19 protein-coding genes are annotated in these 17,502 nt (G+C 59.3%); 11 read left to right on the forward strand and 8 right to left on the reverse strand.

The window, feature by feature from the left end; genetic code table 11:
* Positions 1 to 521: 521 nt before the first annotated feature.
* The gene (gene asd, locus EXY20_RS35680; protein ID WP_135557209.1) at positions 522 to 1,313 is read right to left on the reverse strand and encodes an archaetidylserine decarboxylase; all 792 of its coding nucleotides are present in this window, start codon (positions 1,311 to 1,313) and stop codon (positions 522 to 524) included.
* 321 nt (positions 1,314 to 1,634) lie between these two features.
* On the opposite strand from asd, the gene tenA reads away from it, so the two are divergent.
* From tenA to EXY20_RS35715, 7 genes are all read left to right on the forward strand, one after another.
* Entirely contained in the window at positions 1,635 to 2,330 is a 696-nt protein-coding gene (gene tenA / locus EXY20_RS35685) for a thiaminase II (RefSeq protein WP_135557210.1), read from the forward strand.
* A complete protein-coding gene (locus EXY20_RS35690) occupies positions 2,327 to 3,253 on the forward strand; it encodes an ABC transporter ATP-binding protein (protein WP_235886359.1) in 927 nt (308 codons plus the stop codon). The genes tenA and EXY20_RS35690 overlap by 4 nt, the downstream gene beginning before the upstream one ends.
* The gene (locus EXY20_RS35695) at positions 3,250 to 4,002 is read left to right on the forward strand and encodes an ABC transporter permease (RefSeq protein WP_135557211.1); all 753 of its coding nucleotides are present in this window, start codon (positions 3,250 to 3,252) and stop codon (positions 4,000 to 4,002) included. Before EXY20_RS35690 ends, EXY20_RS35695 begins: the two co-directional genes overlap by 4 nt.
* A 13-nt stretch (positions 4,003 to 4,015) precedes the next feature.
* Positions 4,016 to 5,023 carry an ABC transporter substrate-binding protein gene (locus EXY20_RS35700; RefSeq protein ID WP_135557212.1) on the forward strand — a complete coding sequence of 336 codons (1,008 nt, stop codon included), beginning with the start codon at positions 4,016 to 4,018 and terminating at the stop codon, positions 5,021 to 5,023.
* 198 nt (positions 5,024 to 5,221) lie between these two features.
* Complete coding sequence (locus tag EXY20_RS35705) at positions 5,222 to 5,623, forward strand: phasin family protein (protein WP_207671394.1); 402 nt, start codon at positions 5,222 to 5,224, stop codon at positions 5,621 to 5,623.
* Between the two features lie 59 nt (positions 5,624 to 5,682).
* The gene (locus tag EXY20_RS35710) at positions 5,683 to 7,356 is read left to right on the forward strand and encodes an ABC1 kinase family protein (protein ID WP_135557213.1); all 1,674 of its coding nucleotides are present in this window, start codon (positions 5,683 to 5,685) and stop codon (positions 7,354 to 7,356) included.
* Positions 7,357 to 7,923: 567 nt separating this feature from the next.
* Positions 7,924 to 8,166, forward strand: a complete 243-nt coding sequence (locus EXY20_RS35715; protein ID WP_135557214.1) for a hypothetical protein — start codon at positions 7,924 to 7,926, stop codon at positions 8,164 to 8,166.
* A 36-nt stretch (positions 8,167 to 8,202) separates the two neighbouring features.
* Here EXY20_RS35715 and EXY20_RS35720 read toward each other — a convergent pair whose 3' ends face one another.
* Complete coding sequence (locus EXY20_RS35720) at positions 8,203 to 8,526, reverse strand: transporter (protein ID WP_328592618.1); 324 nt, start codon at positions 8,524 to 8,526, stop codon at positions 8,203 to 8,205.
* A gap of 437 nt (positions 8,527 to 8,963) precedes the next feature.
* Between EXY20_RS35720 and thyA the strand changes: the two genes are divergently transcribed.
* From thyA to EXY20_RS35740, 4 genes are all read left to right on the forward strand, one after another.
* Positions 8,964 to 9,758 carry a thymidylate synthase gene (gene thyA / locus EXY20_RS35725; RefSeq protein ID WP_135557216.1) on the forward strand — a complete coding sequence of 265 codons (795 nt, stop codon included), beginning with the start codon at positions 8,964 to 8,966 and terminating at the stop codon, positions 9,756 to 9,758.
* Positions 9,759 to 9,777: 19 nt separating this feature from the next.
* A complete protein-coding gene (locus EXY20_RS35730; protein ID WP_135557217.1) occupies positions 9,778 to 10,269 on the forward strand; it encodes a dihydrofolate reductase in 492 nt (163 codons plus the stop codon).
* 80 nt (positions 10,270 to 10,349) lie between these two features.
* Positions 10,350 to 10,610, forward strand: a complete 261-nt coding sequence (locus EXY20_RS35735; RefSeq protein ID WP_135557218.1) for a hypothetical protein — start codon at positions 10,350 to 10,352, stop codon at positions 10,608 to 10,610.
* On the forward strand, positions 10,607 to 10,996 hold the full coding sequence (locus tag EXY20_RS35740; RefSeq protein ID WP_135557219.1) for an aspartyl protease family protein: 390 nt from the start codon (positions 10,607 to 10,609) through the stop codon (positions 10,994 to 10,996). The genes EXY20_RS35735 and EXY20_RS35740 overlap by 4 nt, the downstream gene beginning before the upstream one ends.
* Positions 10,997 to 11,055: 59 nt before the next feature.
* Here the strand turns inward: EXY20_RS35740 and EXY20_RS35745 are convergent, their stop codons facing one another.
* The 6 genes from EXY20_RS35745 to EXY20_RS35770 form a co-directional block, all read right to left on the reverse strand.
* On the reverse strand, positions 11,056 to 11,832 hold the full coding sequence (locus EXY20_RS35745) for a Crp/Fnr family transcriptional regulator (RefSeq protein ID WP_235886360.1): 777 nt from the start codon (positions 11,830 to 11,832) through the stop codon (positions 11,056 to 11,058).
* Between the two features lie 18 nt (positions 11,833 to 11,850).
* Complete coding sequence (locus EXY20_RS35750; protein WP_135557220.1) at positions 11,851 to 12,975, reverse strand: HD-GYP domain-containing protein; 1,125 nt, start codon at positions 12,973 to 12,975, stop codon at positions 11,851 to 11,853.
* A 221-nt stretch (positions 12,976 to 13,196) separates the two neighbouring features.
* On the reverse strand, positions 13,197 to 15,605 hold the full coding sequence (locus tag EXY20_RS35755; RefSeq protein WP_167859758.1) for an S-layer homology domain-containing protein: 2,409 nt from the start codon (positions 15,603 to 15,605) through the stop codon (positions 13,197 to 13,199).
* Between the two features lie 183 nt (positions 15,606 to 15,788).
* On the reverse strand, positions 15,789 to 16,031 hold the full coding sequence (locus EXY20_RS35760) for an HD family phosphohydrolase (protein WP_135557222.1): 243 nt from the start codon (positions 16,029 to 16,031) through the stop codon (positions 15,789 to 15,791).
* Positions 16,031 to 16,351: a YbjQ family protein gene (locus EXY20_RS35765; protein ID WP_135557223.1), complete on the reverse strand. Its 321-nt coding sequence runs from the start codon at positions 16,349 to 16,351 to the stop codon at positions 16,031 to 16,033. Before EXY20_RS35765 ends, EXY20_RS35760 begins: the two co-directional genes overlap by 1 nt.
* A gap of 391 nt (positions 16,352 to 16,742) precedes the next feature.
* A complete protein-coding gene (locus EXY20_RS35770) occupies positions 16,743 to 17,477 on the reverse strand; it encodes a tyrosine-protein phosphatase (protein ID WP_235886361.1) in 735 nt (244 codons plus the stop codon).
* Positions 17,478 to 17,502 lie beyond the last annotated feature (25 nt).

A 17,502-nucleotide genomic window follows, 5' to 3' on the forward strand; every position in this document is an offset into this window, starting at 1 on the left:
CGATTAAAATTCAGGGTAAGCGCCTCCTTGGTGGGTTTTAGGGCTATTGACCCGTCACACCCCCATCATACGAGGCGCTCCTGTTTTTTGTCCAAGGCCGTATCTTGGCGCCTACAGGAATGTTTACTGTTCCAAGGCACCGACCAGGTCTACCTTGGGGTTCGTCAGAGCTTGCTATGAAGTTGCTCAGCGTTAATCAACAGCCGCGAAAAATGGCTTTTCGGTCGATTTTAAGTGATCATGTCACATATCGCCAGCCGTGCAATCACGCGTTATTTGCCGGATGAGAGCCTAAGTTTGTTAAAACCACCGTGAATTCTGGCCATTCGAGGCCGGAGAGTACCTGAGTAGTAACAAAAAATAAGGCTTATTTGCCCCGTTTTACTCGGTTCGTCCAGCCCAAATAGCCAGTGAAATCATTGTGATTTCACTGGCTAAGCCAAGCAAATAAGCAAACATGGCCTATTACGACTTTCCCGCTCCACAGGCCGCCGCGATTCCGTACCTCCGCGGCCGCCGCGTTACGCTTTGTCGTGCAGTCTGCCGAGCGTCTGGCCCATCTTGACCTTGCTGCCGAGCTTGAGATCGGAGCGGCCGGTAAAGGTGCCGTTCTCCATCAGCAGCACGACGGTGGAACCGAATTCGAAATAAGCGAGATCGGCGCCGCGTTCGATCGTTTCGGGCAGCGGGCCGGCGTATTGGATGCTGCTGACGTTCATGGCGCCGACTTTGACGACGGCGATTTCGCCCTTGTCGTGCTGGATATACGTAATCAGGCGTTCATTGCGGCTCAGCACGCGCTTCATGTGGCGCAAGCCAAAATCGTTGACCGGGTACACCTTGCCGGGAATGTGCTCGGTTTCAAGCACTTTGCCGCCGGCCGGGCTGTGGATGCGGTGGTAGTCGGTCGGGCTGAGATAAAGCACATAGTAGAACCCGTGACGATAGTTCACGACGCGCGGCGAGCGGTTCAACAGCTCGCCCACCGTATAGTCCTGGCCTTTGACATTGACAAGATGGCCGTCCGTAATCGTGCCCATCCCGGTAATCAAGGCGTCGACGGGACTGACGACGATATCGGCGGCTTTATCGATCGGGCGCAACCCCGGCTTCAGCTTGCGGGTAAAAAAATCGTTGAGCGACCGGTAGCCGGCAACCGGCTTCTCGGCGTCCTCGATGCGGATGCCGTACGTACGGGCAAACCACGGGATCAGCTTGCGGCTGAAACGCGATTTGGCAAACGCCCCCGTCACGCGCGAAATCGATTTGCGCGAGGACAGTTCGGTCAGGAGGCGGAAAAAGCTTTTGGCCATGTGAATCGTCACCTAATCCTTTCGCCCGCTCAGGCGATGTGTAATGCACTGAACCTATAGTAACACAGCGGACATAGCCTGTCATTATTCGGCAGGTATTGCGTTCTCGCCCAGGGTAGTGTATGGTAATCGTAATCGCATACGCACGGGTGCTTGATGAAGTCAGGCTGAGAGTGCGGCCGTTTGCCGCTAACCGTTAATCTGATCTGGATAATGCCAGCGTAGAGAATAGCGAACGGAGACCGATTTGTCGCCCGTCCGGATTATTCCGGGCGGTTTTTTGCGTCTTGGCGTGCGTCCGGGCAAGAAAGGGGAATGTTCATGACAGCAGGCGAAAAAAAGGCGCCGGCGGGGTTTTGCGGTCGGCTGCGCGCCGCGGCGGAGCCCGTCTGGCGAAGCAGCCACGAGCATCCGTTTCTGACGGGCTTGCGGGACGGCACGCTGCCGGCGGAGACGTTCGCTTTTTATATGCGGCAGGATTATGTGTATCTGATCGATTATGCGAAGCTGTTTGCGCTTGGGGCGATCAAGGCGGACGATCTCGTCACGATGGCGAAATTCGCCGGTCTGCTGGATGCGACGCTTGGCGTGGAGATGGAGCTGCACCGCCGTTATGCAGCCCGGTTCGGCATCGCGCGCGAGCAGCTGGAGGCGACGAAGCCGTCGCCGACGACGGTTGCGTACACGCACTATATGCTCGGCGTTGCCCACAACGGTTCGCTGGCGGAGCTGACGGCCGTACTGCTGCCGTGCATGTGGAGCTACCACGAGATCGGCTGTACGCTGGCGCAAACGCCCGGCGCGTCCGACCACCCGCTGTACGGCGAATGGATTCGCACGTACGCGGCGCACGAATTCGGCGAACTGGTCGAATGGCTGATCGCGCTGATGGAGCGGCTGGCGGAAGGGCAGCCGGAAGCGCGGCTCGCCCGGCTGGAGGAGCTTTTCCTGCAGGCGTCGCGTTTCGAGTACATGTTCTGGGACATGGCGTATCGCGGCACGATGTGGCCGGTATGAAGCAGGTACGCCGGTCCGGCGGGCAAGACGGCAGAGAGGAGCGAAAGACGATGGGCAGCAGCGGAAAAGAGGACGGGCGCAGCGGGGCGGGTGCAACGGCGCTTGGGGCAACAGCGGGAGCGGCGGCGGCGGAGACGCTGCTTGCGGCGGAGCGAATCTCGTTCGCGTTCGAGCCGGGGCGGCCGCTTCTTGACGGTGTCAGCTTCGCTGTGCGGCGCGGTGAATTCGTTTCGCTGCTGGCGCCGAGCGGAGCCGGCAAAAGCACGCTGTTCCGCCTGATCGCCGGTCTGCTTGAGCCGCAAGGCGGCAGCCTGACGCTCGGCGGCGCCGGCAGCGGTTCGACTGCCGCAGGTGCGCCGGCTTCCCGGCTTGGCCGCGTCGGCTACATGCCGCAGAAGGACTGCCTGCTGCCGTGGCGGCGCGTGCTGGACAACGCCGCGCTCGGGCTCGAGCTGGCCGGCGTGCCGCGGCGCGAAGCGCGCGAGCGGGCCAGCGGGCTGCTGCCTTCGTTCGGCCTGGCCGGCACGGAAGCGAAGTACCCGCACGAGCTGTCCGGCGGTATGCGCCAGCGCGTCTCCTTCCTGCGCACCGTACTGTGCGGCGCCGAATTGCTGCTGCTTGACGAGCCGTTCAGCGCGCTCGATGCGATGACGCGGGTCGACATGCAGGAATGGCTGCTCGGCGTGTGGGAACGGCATCGCAGCGCAGTGGTGTTCATCACGCACGACGTGGACGAAGCGCTGCTGTTGTCCGACCGCGTGCTGGTCGCCACTGCCGCGCCGGTGCGCGAGCTGCGCGAAGTGCGCGTCGACCTGCCGCGTCCGCGCAGTTACCGCGACACGACGGACGAACGCTTCGCGGCGCTGAAGCGGCGCGTGCTGGAACTGCTGCGGCGCGGCGGCGAAGGGGGAGATCGCGGATGAAGCGGCTGCGCCATTATGGATCGTTCGCCGTTTTCCTGCTGCTGCTGGCGCTGCTGTGGGAGTACGGCGCTCCGCTGGCAGGCGTCCCTTCGTATATCGTCCCGCGGTTGTCCGACGTGTTCGCCACCATGTGGGAGGAGCGCGAAGCGCTAGCGCATCACGCCTTTATTACGCTGCGCGAGGCGGTGCTCGGCCTGCTGCTGTCCGTCATCGCCGGCTGCGCGCTCGCCGTTTGGGTGCAGGCGTCGAAGCTGGCGCGGCGTTTTGTTTACCCGCTGCTGATCGCGTCGCAAACGATCCCGATCATCGCGCTGTCGCCGATTATGGTCATGTGGTTCGGCTACGAAATTTGGAGCAAAATCGCCGTCGTTGTGCTGTTCTGTTTTTTCCCGATTGCGGTGAACACGATTGACGGCTTCAAATCGGTCGACCGCGACATTCTCGAGCTGATGCGCACGATGGGCGGCACGAGACGCAATATTTTCCGCAAATTGTACGTGCCTTCGGCGTTGCCGTCGTTTTTCAGCGGGCTGCGGATCGCCGCCACGATCAGCGTCGCCGGCGCGACGATCGGCGAATGGCTCGGCGCCGACGCCGGGCTTGGCACGTTCAGCAAACGCGCCTCCGGCATGATGCGGGCCGATGCGGTGTTTGCGGCGGTCATTCTGCTTTCGGTATTGGGCATTTTGTTGTTTGCGGCGGTCAAATGGCTGGAGCGTTCGTTCGCCGCAACACGTTATAAAGAGTAGGGGGAGAAGGAACATGGCATCTTATCGTCACTCATTTACGCGCCGCATCGGGGTATGGTCGCTTGCGCTCGCGCTCGTTTGTTCGGTCGTGCTGGCCGGCTGCGGCGGCAAAAAAAACGCCGACGGCACCGCCAATTTGACCGTGCTGCTGGACTGGTACCCGAATGCGGTGCATTCGTTTCTGATCGCCGCGGAGGAGCAGGGCTATTTTAAGGAAGCGGGGCTGAACGTGAAGCTGCAGGTGCCGGCGGGCACCGACGACGCGCTGAAGCTGGCGGCGACAGGCAAGGCCGATCTGGCGTTCAGCTACCAGATGCAAGTTGCCATCGGCCGCGCCGAAGACGTGCCGGTCAAATCGGTGGCGGCGGTTGTGCGCCATCCGCTGAACCAACTGTTCGTGCCGGCGGATTCGGGGATCAAGTCGCCCAAGGATTTGGCCGGCCGCAAAATCGGCTTCCCGTCGATGCCGCTCGACGAAGCGTACGTGAACACGATGGTGAAAGCGGACGGCGGCGATCCGGCGAAGCTGACGTACGTCGACATCGGCTATGACCTGATTCCGGCGCTGATGACCAAAAAGGTCGATGCGATCATCGGCGGCTTTATCAACCACGAGAAGCTGCTGATCGAAAAGGAAGGCATGAAGCTGCTGACGTTCGATCCGACGAAGTACGGCGTGCCGGATTATTACGAGCTGGTGCTTGTCGCCGGCGACAAAACGTATGAGAAGAAGCAGGCCGCGATTCGCGCGTTCCTCGCCGCCGCCGCCAAAGGGCAGGCGTACGTGGCCGCAAATCCGGACCAGGCGCTGCAATCGCTGCTGAAGAAGCAGGACAAGGATTTCCCGCTTGACGCGGACGTCGAAAAGATGAGTTTGGCGACATTGCTGCCGCTGATGGGCAGCGGTTCGGAGCCGTTCGGCTCGCAGACGGAAGCGTCGTGGAAAGCGGCGATCGACTGGCTCAAGTCGACGGGCACGATCGCCAAAGACGTGAAGCCGCAGGATGTTTTCGTGCAATAGGGGATAAGGAACGGCTTGCCGGTTGGCGCCATTGCGCTGTGCCGGCGGGCCGTTTTGTTTGGGCGCCGCGCCGGGCGGCTTCCGGCCCTCTTGTCCGGGAGCGGCGTTTGCTCGGCGGGGGCAATTGTTTTATAATCCCAGTATCGGTCCGAAAGTCGTCAGAATAGTGCCGAAACTTCAAAGCAAGGAGAGGATACCATGAAAGATCTGTTCAACAAGGCGGTGTCGCTTGGCTTGGGATTGGCGGTGACGAGCAAGGAACAAGTCGAGAAGCTCGTGGAGGAAATGGTCCGTAAAGGCGAGATGAGTCGGGCGGAATCGTCGGCATTCGTCGACGAACTGCTGCAGAAAGGCAAAGAAGCGCAGCGCAAGGTCGATACGATGGTGCGCGAGCGGGTGGCCGAAATTACCGGAAGCAAGCATTACGCAACGAAGGAAGAGATCGCACGCCTCGAACGGAGGCTGGACGAGTTGGAGCGGAGGCTCGGCATTGACGCCGCTCCGCCGGCGGCAGATGACGCGAGTGTCGGCGCAGCCGGAGCGGACGGCGAAGGCGGGCAGCAGCCGGGCGGCGGCGCTTCCATGAACGGCGGCTGGTAAGGCCCCGCGATACGCAGCGATATCGGCCAGCGGCACCGGGAGGAGGACGAGGAGCAGCCATGGGCAAAAGAATCCGTCATCTGCAGCGATACCGCGAAATCGTGACGGCGTTCGTCCGCTACGGCTTCGGCTACATCGTCAAGCGGCTCGGCCTGCTCGAATCGTTCCCGATGCGGGCGTTTCGTTTCGGCGAGCGGCGCGATCTGGAAGAGCGGACGATTGGCGAACGAATTCGCCTGTTTCTCGAAGAGCTCGGCCCGACGTTCGTCAAGCTCGGCCAAATCGCCAGCACCCGGCCCGACTTGCTGCCGGCGGACATCATCGCGGAGCTGGTGCGGCTGCAGGACAAGGTCGCGCCGTTTCCGTTCGAGGAAGTCGAACGCATCGTGACCGAAGAGCTCGGCGAGCCGCTGGAGCAGCTGTTTGCCCAGTTTCGGCAGACGCCTCTCGCCGCCGCTTCGATCGGCCAGGTGCATTATGCGGTGCTGCGCTCCGGCGAACAAGTCGCCGTCAAGGTGCAGCGTCCCGGCATCCGGCCGGTCGTCGACACCGACCTCGAAATTCTCGAAGATTTGGCGCGAATGGCCGAAAGTCGGCTCGATTGGGCGAAGCAATACCGCATCCGCGATGTGGTCGAGGAACTCGCCCGTGCGCTGCGGCTGGAGCTTGATTACGGCAACGAACGACGCAACGCGGAGAAGTTCGCGGCCCAGGGCGCCGCGCTGCCGTTTATTCATATCCCGGCGATCCATTGGGAGCTGTCTACCGGCAAGGTGTTGACGATGGAATTTATCGACGGCATCCAATTGTCGGAACGGGAGCGGCTCGACGCCGCAGGGTTCAATCGCCGTACGATCGCCGAGCGGCTGGTGCAGGCGATTTTGCATCAGGCGCTGATCGAGGGCTTCTTCCATGGCGATCCGCATCCGGGCAATGTGCTGGCGCTGCCGGACGGGCGGCTTGCGCTGATCGATTTCGGCATGGCCGGCCGGCTGTCGCCCGAACTGAAGATGCACGTTGCCGCTTTCGTCCTGGCGCTGCGCAGCCAGAACGCCTCCGGCATTCTCCGCGCGGTGCTGGCGATGGGCCTCGTGCCCGAGGACGCCGAAACCGGCGACCTGCTCGCCGACATCGAAACGATGCGCGACAAATATTACAACGTGCCGCTCGCCCGGATCAACCTCGGCGAAGCGGTCAACGATCTGTTTTCGCTGGCGTTCCGCCATGACATTCGAATGCCGGCCGATCTCACGCTGTTGGGCAAGTCGCTGCTCACGATGGAAGGCGTCGTCACTTCGCTCGACCCTTCGTTCAGCGTAATTGACGCGGCGGAGCCGTTCGGCAAGCGGCTGTTGATGGACAAGTTCAATCCGAACCGGCTGGCGAAACGATTGCTCGGCAAGCTGCCGGAATATATCGAGCTGCTGACGGATGTGCCGCTGCGGATCAAGGATTTGACGGCGCTGGCGCGCAAGGGCAAGTTCAAGCTGGAAATTTCGATCCCGGAGCTCGACCGGTTCATGAGCAAAATGGATCGCGTCAGTAACCGGCTGTCGTTCAGCGTGGTGCTGCTGGCGTTCAGCATGATTATGGTCGGGCTGATGATCGGTTCGTCGGTCAGCACAAACAGCGTGTTTATGTGGCGGTTCCCGGTCATCGAAATCGGGTTCGGCATCGCGGCGCTGATGTTTTTGTGGCTGATTTATTCGATTTTCCGTTCGGGCCGCTTCTGAATCGCACGGGTGCGGAGGAGAAATCGATTACCGCAACGAGGCGTTCTTTGCTTCGTTCGGCAATGATAGTTACCTCTAGCGCCGGGCCTGCTACGCTGATTTGCTTCGATCTATAACTATCATTATAGCCAATTTTACGCTGGCGGAATGGATGGAGCCGCCGCTAGAATGAAGCCATGTAAGTCCGGCAATAGCCGGATGCACCTGCTTCGGGCGGGTGCCTACCGTTTGGACCGCAAGGACCAGGCGACTTGTTGACCCAAGTCCCTGGTTTCCTGCGGTCTTTTTGTTGTCGCGGGGCTTCGTGGGGCGGCAATAAGCCATGTTTTGTTGGCTATTGCGCCCCAAATGACCGGCAGCTGCGAAATAACCAATGAAATCGCTGGCTATTTCGCTGAAACGGGTGATTTTGAGTCGGTTGCGTCGCAATAGCCAGTGTTTATACTGGCTATTTCTGAAGGAAGGAGGGATTTTGGGTGAATAGGCCATTTTTTATGGGCTATTTCTGGAGGCGGGGTTCGGCAGCGAACGGATTTATATGAAGAGACGAAAGAGAGGATGAATGACATGAGCAAATCTTACGAGCAAGCGGCGCGCGTGTTTTGGAGTTTGCCGCAGAAGCCGGCGGAGGAGCGGAACCGCGACCGGCTGTTCCGGGACGATCAAATCCTTCACGACCATCTGGAGCGGGAAATCGCTCTGCATTTGCCGGAGGTCGGTGTGCGGCCTTGGCTTCTGCAGTCTTGTCGCTTCCGGGATGAAGCGTTGAAAGGAAAAGGACCTCATCGTCCGCTATGCGGGGACGATTGAGGTCCTTTCGCGTGCAAAAATGGTGCGCCTGCCGCTTCAGAAGCAAGTGAACTGATCGATGAAGCGCAAGTCGAGGCCGAAGTATTGCCAGAAGCCGAAGGGGCCGAAGCCTACCCACTTGAAGCCGGCTATCGAGTGGCGGCCGACGAACGTAAGGTACGCCCAGTACGATTGGCCGTTCGTTTGCCAAATATAGACGTACCGGAACCGGCAGCCGGCGATGGCGCCGGGATCGACGGCGAATACGCCCGGGCCTGCGGCCAGCGGTTTCTGCGGCGTAAACGTCGGCGGCGGCGATTGCGGCGGGCTGCCCGCTTGTGCGCCGCCCGGGCCGCCGGGCCCGCCGGGTCCGGGACCCATGCCCGGCCCTCCGGGCGGGAAACCGGGACCACCCGGCGGGAAGCCGGGGCCACCCGGCGGGAAACCGGGGCCCATGCCGGGGCCTCCCGGCGGAAATCCGGGGCCGCCCGGACCTCCTGGGCCTTGACCGGGGAATATATTGCCGAAGTTCGGCAGTTGTCGCGACATGTTATCATCTTCCCTTCCATCAATAGTGATAGCGGATCCGCCAACCTTGGGCAGGGGCAAACGCCCGCATCCTCTTGCGACAGTATATGTGGCAGACGCCCGGCGCTCTGGGCGCCCGCCCAGAGACGGCAAAAAATATTTCGCCGCTGCGGCGACCCGCGGGTTCCGAAACTCCGCCGGAAGCAGCTTGTCCTCTCGGCGAACACGACTTATAATGAAACAATACTATCGGCGGCGCGCGGCGCAACCGGCCGATTCCGAGGTGGACGATGAAAGCTTATTTGGACTTGCTGCAAGATATATTGGATCACGGCGTTCGCAAGGAAGACCGCACCGGCACGGGCACCATCTCCGTGTTCGGCCGGCAGATGAGAATCGATCTGGCGCAAGGCTTCCCGCTTCTGACGACGAAGAAGCTGCATATCAAATCGATCGTGCACGAGCTGCTTTGGTTTATTAGCGGAGCTACGAACGTCGGCTACTTGCGCGACAACGGCGTGACGATTTGGGACGAATGGGCGGACGAAGCCGGCAACCTTGGGCGCGTCTACGGGGCGCAGTGGCGCACTTGGCTGGCGCCGAACGGGCAAACGATCGACCAGATCGCCGGCGTAATCCGGCAGATCAGGGAGAAGCCCGATTCCCGCCGGCATCTGGTCAGCGCGTGGAATCCGGCGGAGGTGGACGGCATGGCGCTGCCGCCTTGCCATTATGCGTTTCAATTCTATGTGGCGAACGGGAAGTTATCCTGCATGTTCCAGATGCGTTCGGTCGACACCTTCCTCGGGTTGCCGTTCAATCTGGCGTCTTACGCGCTGCTGACGCACATGGTGGCGCAGCAATGCGAGCTGGAAGCGGGCGACTTGATTTGGACGGGCGGGGACGTGCACATTTATTTGAATCATCTGGAGCAGGTGAACCGGCAGTTGTCGCGGGAACCGCGGGCGCTTCCGGAGCTGCGGATCAAACGCCGGCCGGAAACGATTTTCGACTACGAGTACGACGATTTCGAATTTATCGGCTACGATCCGCTGCCGGGCATCAAGGCGCCGATCGCCGTTTAGGCGGAAGGGGAGGTTTCGCATGACCGTATCGTTCTTGCTGGCCATGGGCCGCAACCGCGAAATCGGCAAAAACAACAGCCTGCCATGGCGGCTGCCGGCCGATCTCGCTTACGTCAAGCAGTTGACGATGGGCCATGTGCTGCTGATGGGGCGGCGCACCTACGAATCGATCGGCCGGCCGCTTAAAGGACGGACGAACGTCATCATGACGCGGGACCGAGAATTCCGGGCGGAAGGCTGCGAGGTGGCGCATACGGTGGACGAGGCGCTGGCCCGTTACGGAGACCGAGAGCTGTTCATCTTTGGCGGCGCCGATATTTACCGGCTGTTCATGCCGGTTGCGGAGCGGCTGTACATCACGCAAATCGACGCCGCGTTCGAAGCGGATACTTATTTCCCCGCGCTCGAACCGGGCGTTTGGGAGCTTGTTTCCCGCAAGCCGGGGGTCACCGACGAGAAGAACCCGTACACGTACCATTTTGAAGTATACGAACGCAAGCAGCGTTCCTGATGAGGTTTGACACACTCCGAAGGTTCAAGATCAGCTCTTTATGCTATTATAAAATCAAACGATCAAGCGAGGTGAGGCTGATGAAGTGGGAACAAATTATGGAACAGCATCCGAGTCGTTTTGTGTTGGTGGAAGCGTTAAAAGCCAGTTCAAGCAATCGATTGCGGCACCTTGAGGACATGACCGTCATTCAAGATTACGATAATCCGCAAGAAGCATGGAGCGGATACAAACACTTTCACAAGTTATATCCAACACGAGAGCTGTACGTGTTCCATACCAGCCGAGCCGATGCAGAGGTCGTGGAAGAAATATTCTCAGGAGTGCGGCAACACCAATGAACATACGTCTCCACAATGGATTGCCGATAGTCACCTTAACATTAACGCTTCATGATCTGAAAATTAAACTGCCAAATGTATTATTCGATACTGGATGTGCCGCGACAATATTTGATACGGATTTACTTGCCCCGATTGGTATTCAGATTGATTTCATTCACGGTAAAGCCAAAAGAATGTACGGAGTGGGTGGAACAAGCGAAGTCTGCTATGAACAAATCATTCCTCATTTGAAGATTGAACATGTCCAATTGGAGACTTTCCCTGTACAGCTCGGATCGGTTCAAGAGCCTTACGGGTTCGATGGCATACTGGGCATCGATTTTATGATGAAAGCCAAAAGCAAGGTTGACTTTGAAACGATGCGGATACATTATTCCGAATAACCCGCATCTCCTTCCAAACGCAAAGAAAGGGAAGCGCCCCAAGGCGTTTCCCTTTCTTTTCATGAAGACGAGGCGGACTTGTTTTGGCCCGAGGAGCCGGGCGACAGCTTGTCCTGCAGCCGCTTCATATCGAGAATCGTAATCATCTTGTTGCGGATGGCGATAATGTTCTCGTCCTGCAGCTCAAGGTACACCTTGGTCACCGATTCCCGCACCGTACCGACCATGTTGGCCACTTGCTGGTGCGTCAGTTTGATGTTGACGACCGTCTTGTTCATCTGGCGGACGCCGTATTCGTCGGCCAACCGCAGGATCATTTTGTAGATGCGCGTGCGCACGTCAAGGAACGTCAAATCCTCGATCTGTTCGTTCGCCTTGCTGAGCCGTTCCGCCAGCGTCTCGAGCAGCTTGAGCGCAAGCTGCGGACATTTCACCAGGAAGCGGGAAAACTCCGAGCGCTGCAGCACGTAGAGCGTTGTCGGCTCCAGCGTTTCGGCGGTCGCGGATCGCTTCATCTGCTTGTGAATAAGCGCCATGTCGCCAAAAAAATCGCCCTCGCGAAACAAGGCAAGGATGATTTCTTTGAACTCGTCAATCCGGTATATTTTGACCAGGCCCGACTTGATGATGAAAAAGTCGTCCCCCGGATCCCCTTCGAAAAACAGGATGGTGCCCTTCTTGTATTTGCGCTCGATGAACAGCGGCGACATCGTTTCCAGGTCGTCCAGCGACAACTCTTCGAACAGCGGGACTTCTTTCAGTAATTCGGCTATACTTGGTGCTTTCATCGCATCAACCCATTCGTCGCTAACCATGATTCTTTCTTCTTTCGACACGAACGCGGCAAATCCTGCTTAAGAAACGGTCATTTTTGGCGAATCGCCTGCAATGGAGTCGATCATGATGGACAAATGCCTGGAGAGGTCGATTTCGAAAGGGGTTTTTACCGTTTCTTTGGCTTCGTTCTGCAAGATCCGAATGACGGGGCGCTGCTTGATTGTGGGATTGATGCGCGACACGACGCCGCGTTCGCCGGTGCTCAGCGTGACATTAATGCCCGTCGGGTAAATCGCCGTATGGTCGCGGAACAGCTCGACCTTGCGTTTGTCGTACAGGGTGCCGGCTCCGGTATACAGCACCTCCAGCGCCTGATGCGGCAGCATGGCGGGCCGATAGGCGCGCGGATTCGTCATGGCGTCGTAAGAATCGACAAGGCCAAGCCAGCGGGCGTCGTCCAGAATCTGGTCGCCGACGAGCCGGTTCGGGTAACCGCTGCCGTCGATCCGTTCATGATGCTGCAGGATGCACTGGAGCGAATGCTCCGGGATAAACAAGTCGTTCTTCAGCAAATCGAACCCCAGCTCGGTGTGCTTGCGGATTTCCTGAATGTCGTGTTGGGTCAGCGGTTCCGTCTTCCGCAGAATCGACGGCGAGATTCGCGAATTGCCGACATCGTGCAGCAGCGCGGCGATGCCGAACGCCAGCTTCTCGTCTTCGCGATAGTGCTGCAGGGAGCCGATAACAGTAGCGTAAACGCTGGTGTTGATCGCGTTGCTGCAGTAGTGGCTTTCCCACTCGCTCGGCCGCATGACGTTGATGTTCATCGGCACGATCATGTCGGGCATGTTCGCCGCAAGCTCGTCGTGAATGAGCTGCATCGCTTTGGTGACGCTGCGGGTCGCGGCGGAATACTCGGAGAACGAGCCCTGACCGAAATCTTCGCCGAACTTGCGGAACGCGTTGTAGACGGCAGCGTATGCGGTGCGCCTTGTTTCTTCGCTGATCGGCTCGAGGATGGCGATATCTTCCGTCTGCGCGTCGATGATGTACAGGAAATCGAAGCCGAACCGTTCGAGCCGCTTGATCAGCGACTGGGTCAGCTCCGCATCCGCCCGCAGCAGCGTATTGCCTTCAGGAGAGTAAACCGCTTTGCCCAACTTCATTCCGGGTACGCATTGCCGAATGGGAAGCAGTCTCATATGTCTCTCATCTCCCGTTCGTTCGTGTGCTCTTGCCAATACTAAATTATCACATACCGGGACCCAGTTGTTTGTGAAATAATAGACAGAAACTGCAATTGAGCGCAAAGTCCTGGGCCTATCGGTCCGAAAATAACCAAATTATGAGAGGAAATAGGACAAAAGCGAAAAGGCCCTCTCCCGAAGGAGGCGGGCCTTTCGCATTCTCAAAAGGGCTGTTCTCAGTAACGCGGTACCGGGTTGTCGCTCAGTGCGGCGCGTTTCTCCAGGTAGCGGGTAAACGCAGTTGCCGCAACCGCGCGGCTGACGACCGACTTCGGCGCGAAGGCGCCGTCGTCGCCGGATGTCAGGATGCCAAGCTTCAGCGCGATGGCGACATGGCCTTTGTTCGTGACGTTGTCTGCGTCGGACACGTTCAGGTTGAACAGGCCGTCAAGCTCGGCGAGCTTGTTGTAGCCAAGCGCGCGGACGATCAGTTGGGCCAGCTCGTCGCGGTTCATCGTGCCTTCCGGATTGAACGACGTATCCGTTTTGTCGATGATGTTGTTGTCGACAGCCGCTTCGACGTACGAGAAGTAGGCCGAGCCGTTGGCGACGTCGGCGAACGACGCCTTGCGCGACGCGCCGTACGCTTGCGCATAGAAATTGCCGCCGTTCATCGCGGTAATCAGCATTTTGATCATTTCCCCGCGGGTCACGGCCTGATTCGGATTCGCTTTGCCGTCCTTGACGTCGAGCGCCTTGTACTCGATCATCAGCTGCAGCGCGTTTTCCGCCCAGTGTCCGGCGATATCGTCCGCCACAACCGGTCCGGGAACCGTCGTTTCGCCGGTATCGCGCGTTTTCCAATCGCCCGTCGTCGCATCGAGGTAAACGTTGTCGTTCGGATTGAGCGGCACGAGCTGGTAAATGAGCTGGGCTTCGCGTGACGCCGCCGCGGCTGCTGCCGACGAAGGCATGTAGCTGCTGAACATGATCGCATAGTTATCCGGCACGTAGTAGCGCTTCTCGACCTTGAACTGCGACAGCAGCTTGTTTGCCGCTTCGTCCGCCGTGATCACGCTTGGCATTTGCTGCGGATAGTCGAACTTCTGGAAGTTGTTGTAGAAGCCGATCACTTCGCCGGTAATCAGGTTGACGGTGACGTTGGCGCCTTCGAATTCGCTCGGCACGCTGCCGTGCAGCAGGCGCTGGAAGTTGACGCTGACCGTGCGGGACGTCATGCCGCCCGCGGCCATCTTCATTTGCAGCAGCTGCTGATCGAGCGGATTCGCCTGGATCAGCGCCAATTGGTCGGTGTAGGCCGGCATCGCTTTTTTGATGAAGTCGACGGCGAGCGCTTCCGCCTTGTCCGTGCCGATCAGCTCCGGTTCGGGCGTACCTGCCGGCAAGCGGTCGTACAGGTACGGCTGGTTGCGGTTGTAGTTCGTCACTTCGCCGGTGCGGCTGTTGACCGTGGCGTTGATGTATTCCTGGTTGACGTCCTTGTCATCCTTGTAGTAGCGCCAGCTCAAATTCCACGAGGAGCCGCCTTTCAGCCCCGGGCTGGTGTCCGATTGTTCGTTGTAGGACGCGTTCTCGAGCACGGCGCCTTCCGGCAGCGGGAACAGCGCCGTTACGCGCGCGATTGCCTGGTCCTTGGTCAGATTGAGCGAACCGTCCGGCTTCGCCGCGAGCGGCTTGTCGGTCAAGGTGCCGCCGGCAGGTCCGTTCGAACGGCCGCTCAGGTCGTTGACGCGTTTGCCGGAATCGGCGTAAATTGCGGCCGTCACTGTGTTGTAAGCGAGTGCGACTTGCGTCGAGCCGGCCGGTTTCGGGTTATAAATATTGATGTAAGTAAGGGCAGGGTTTTGTTTGAAAATGTAGGTGGCTTCCGTCGCGCTGAGCGTCTTTTCCGGTTTGGCGAACGTGACGCTGTCGTCCCAGTTGAAGCTGTAATCCGTCAGCTTGCCGGTGCCGTCAATGGTGAAGCTGATGCCGTTCTGCGGATACGGCACGCCGTTTTCCACGCGGTCGTAGCGAATCTGGTAGCGCACGTCGCCGGTCAGCGGCGTTTTGAACGAGCTTTCGTAGTCGTTGTTGTACGCCACGTTCGCTGCCTGGGAAGCGTTCATCTTCTGCAGCAAATCGCCGGCGAGCTGTTTCGCTTTGGCCAAATCGACCGGAGGCGGATAAACGGGCTTGCGGTCCGGATCGTTCTCGTAGCTGTTGTAGTTCAGCAGCTTGCCGTTGTCGCCGTCGATCGAAAAGTTGATGTTGCCAAAGTAACGGTCATCCTTCTGCTTGATATAGTTCAGATACCACACGCCATGCCCGGCCGGGACGTTGCTGGAATTGTAGTTGACCGACTGGAGTATGTAGCCTTCCGGAATGGCGATGTAGCCTGCGGCCAGTTCGATGGCCTTTTCCTTCGATATTTTGGCGTCGACTGCCGAGTCGTTGCCGGCTTTCGTGCCGGGCGGCAGTTCGCCTGCGGCGATCATCAAATTGATTTTTTCCTGCGACAGCGGTCCCCAGTTGACGCTTGGAGCCGGCACGGCGATCGCTTCGTCGGCGAATACGGGCGGCACCGTCGACAGCAGAAGCGCCGTGGACAGGCCGAGGATCGCCGTTTTTTTGCTGAGCTTCATTGCAATTCCTCCTTGATATGATTTGCGATGGATGGTGGCTTCGTTGCGATTACACGTTCTAAACGGCGGGAGGAAAGAAAAGGTTGCAGACGTTGCGGCGCTGTTTTTGAAAAAATTGTGTCCGGCCTCAGGCGCGCGAAAAGCCCCGGCTGCCATCATGCAGCCGGGGCCGGAAGAGAAGGATTAGTCCTCGCGCACGTATTCCCGTTCTCCCGTGCGCGGATTGAAATAGACGCGGTACGTATGGCCGTCTTTCGGATCGACGAATCGTTCCGGGGTCGAGAGGAAGCCGTTGCTCGGCTTCGTTCTCGGCCCCGATTCGCCGCCTTGCTTGTAGCGCTTGTCGAAATACAGCCAGCCGAGCAGCAGCACCAGGACGAACAGAACGACCTGTACGACGATCCAGCCGGTGAGAAAAGCCGGCATCAGCGCTGCGCCACCCTTACCGCGGTGCCGTAGGCGACGATTTCGCTCATGTTCGTGCCGATGTCGCCGCTGTCGAAGCGCATCATGACGATGGCGTTGGCGCCCATCGCGGCGGCATTTTGCACCATGCGGTCCATCGCCTGGCGGCGGGCGTCTTCGATCATTTGTGTATACTGCTTCACTTCGCCGCCGACAAGCCCCTTCAGCGAAGCGAGAATGTCGCCGCCGACGCCGCGCGCGCGGACGACGACGCCGAATGCCGTGCCGAACGTTTCGACGATGTCGTGGCCGCTAATGTTTTCCGTTGTTGCGATAATCATGGAATCAGCTCCTTGTGCGGCCGTTGCCGCGGGATAAGGTACATACGGATGAAGGGGCCGCCCGGTTGCCGATCGCCGGAGATTGCCTTCATGTCTACTATGTAGTATGACATATTTCGGTCCTGCTGTTGTTAAATCAGCGTCTTTTTTTCGCTGGAAGCGGGGTTGAAACGAATCGGGCGATAAGAATGGTGGCACCCGCACCCAAGCCAGCGATTATATTCGAAAAATCATGGCAAATCCATCATTTGGATGTCGGGGGAAGTGGTTTTTGTGTCCGTTCAAGTGGAAACGGTCCGCCGTTTCGCCTCGGCTGGCCGCAACGGCAAAAAAGACGCCCAACCTGGCCGGTAGGGACGTCTTGTTGCTTGCGACAGTGAAACTTGCGTCGTCAGGAGACGAGCTTCGCTTTGATCGCCTGCACCTTGTCCGCGGGCAAGCCGATCGCCAGCAAATACCGTTCGGCGTCTTCGTAACGCTCCGTCAAATACTGCAGCATCGCCTTCATATTGGCGGGCGCGCAGCCGATGAACGCCTCGTACATCTCCGCGGTCATGCCGGCCGGGCGGTCGCCGCGCAGCTCGTCCATGATCGGCACCAGGCATTCGGCTGTGAGCGAGTAGTCTTCGACGATCGTTTCGTGCGGCACGCCGGCGAGCTCGAGCAGCAGCGCCGACACAACGCCGGTGCGGTCCTTGCCCGCCGCGCAGTGATACAGCGCCGCGGCGCCGCCGTGCTCGGCAAGCACGGTGAACACGCGGAGCAGCTCCGCCTTCGAGCCTTCCAGCATGCCGATGTACAAGTCGGCCAGGCTTGCTGCCTGGCGGGTCGCCAGCGACGTCGGATTGATCAGGCTCACATGGTGGTAGGCAACGCGGCTGTCGTCCGCGAACACGTTGCGTTTATCCAGCAGCTCGCCCGCGTGGCGCAAATCGATGACCGTGCCGACGCCGCGGCCGATCAGCGCGGTGCGGCTATCGTCCGACAGCTTGTGCAAGCCGTCCGCGCGCAGAAACGCGCCCCAGCGGGTCGTGCCGCCGTCTTTTGTGGCGTAACCGCCCAAATCGCGTACATTAAAGGCGCCTTCCACCGGAAGGACGCGCGTATATGCCGATGCAGGATTCATTTTGTTCATCCGCCTTTGCAGTAAG

This window comes from Paenibacillus cymbidii (assembly GCF_004764705.1).
GTDB classification, from domain to species: Bacteria; Bacillota; Bacilli; order Paenibacillales; family NBRC-103111; genus Paenibacillus_AN; species Paenibacillus_AN cymbidii.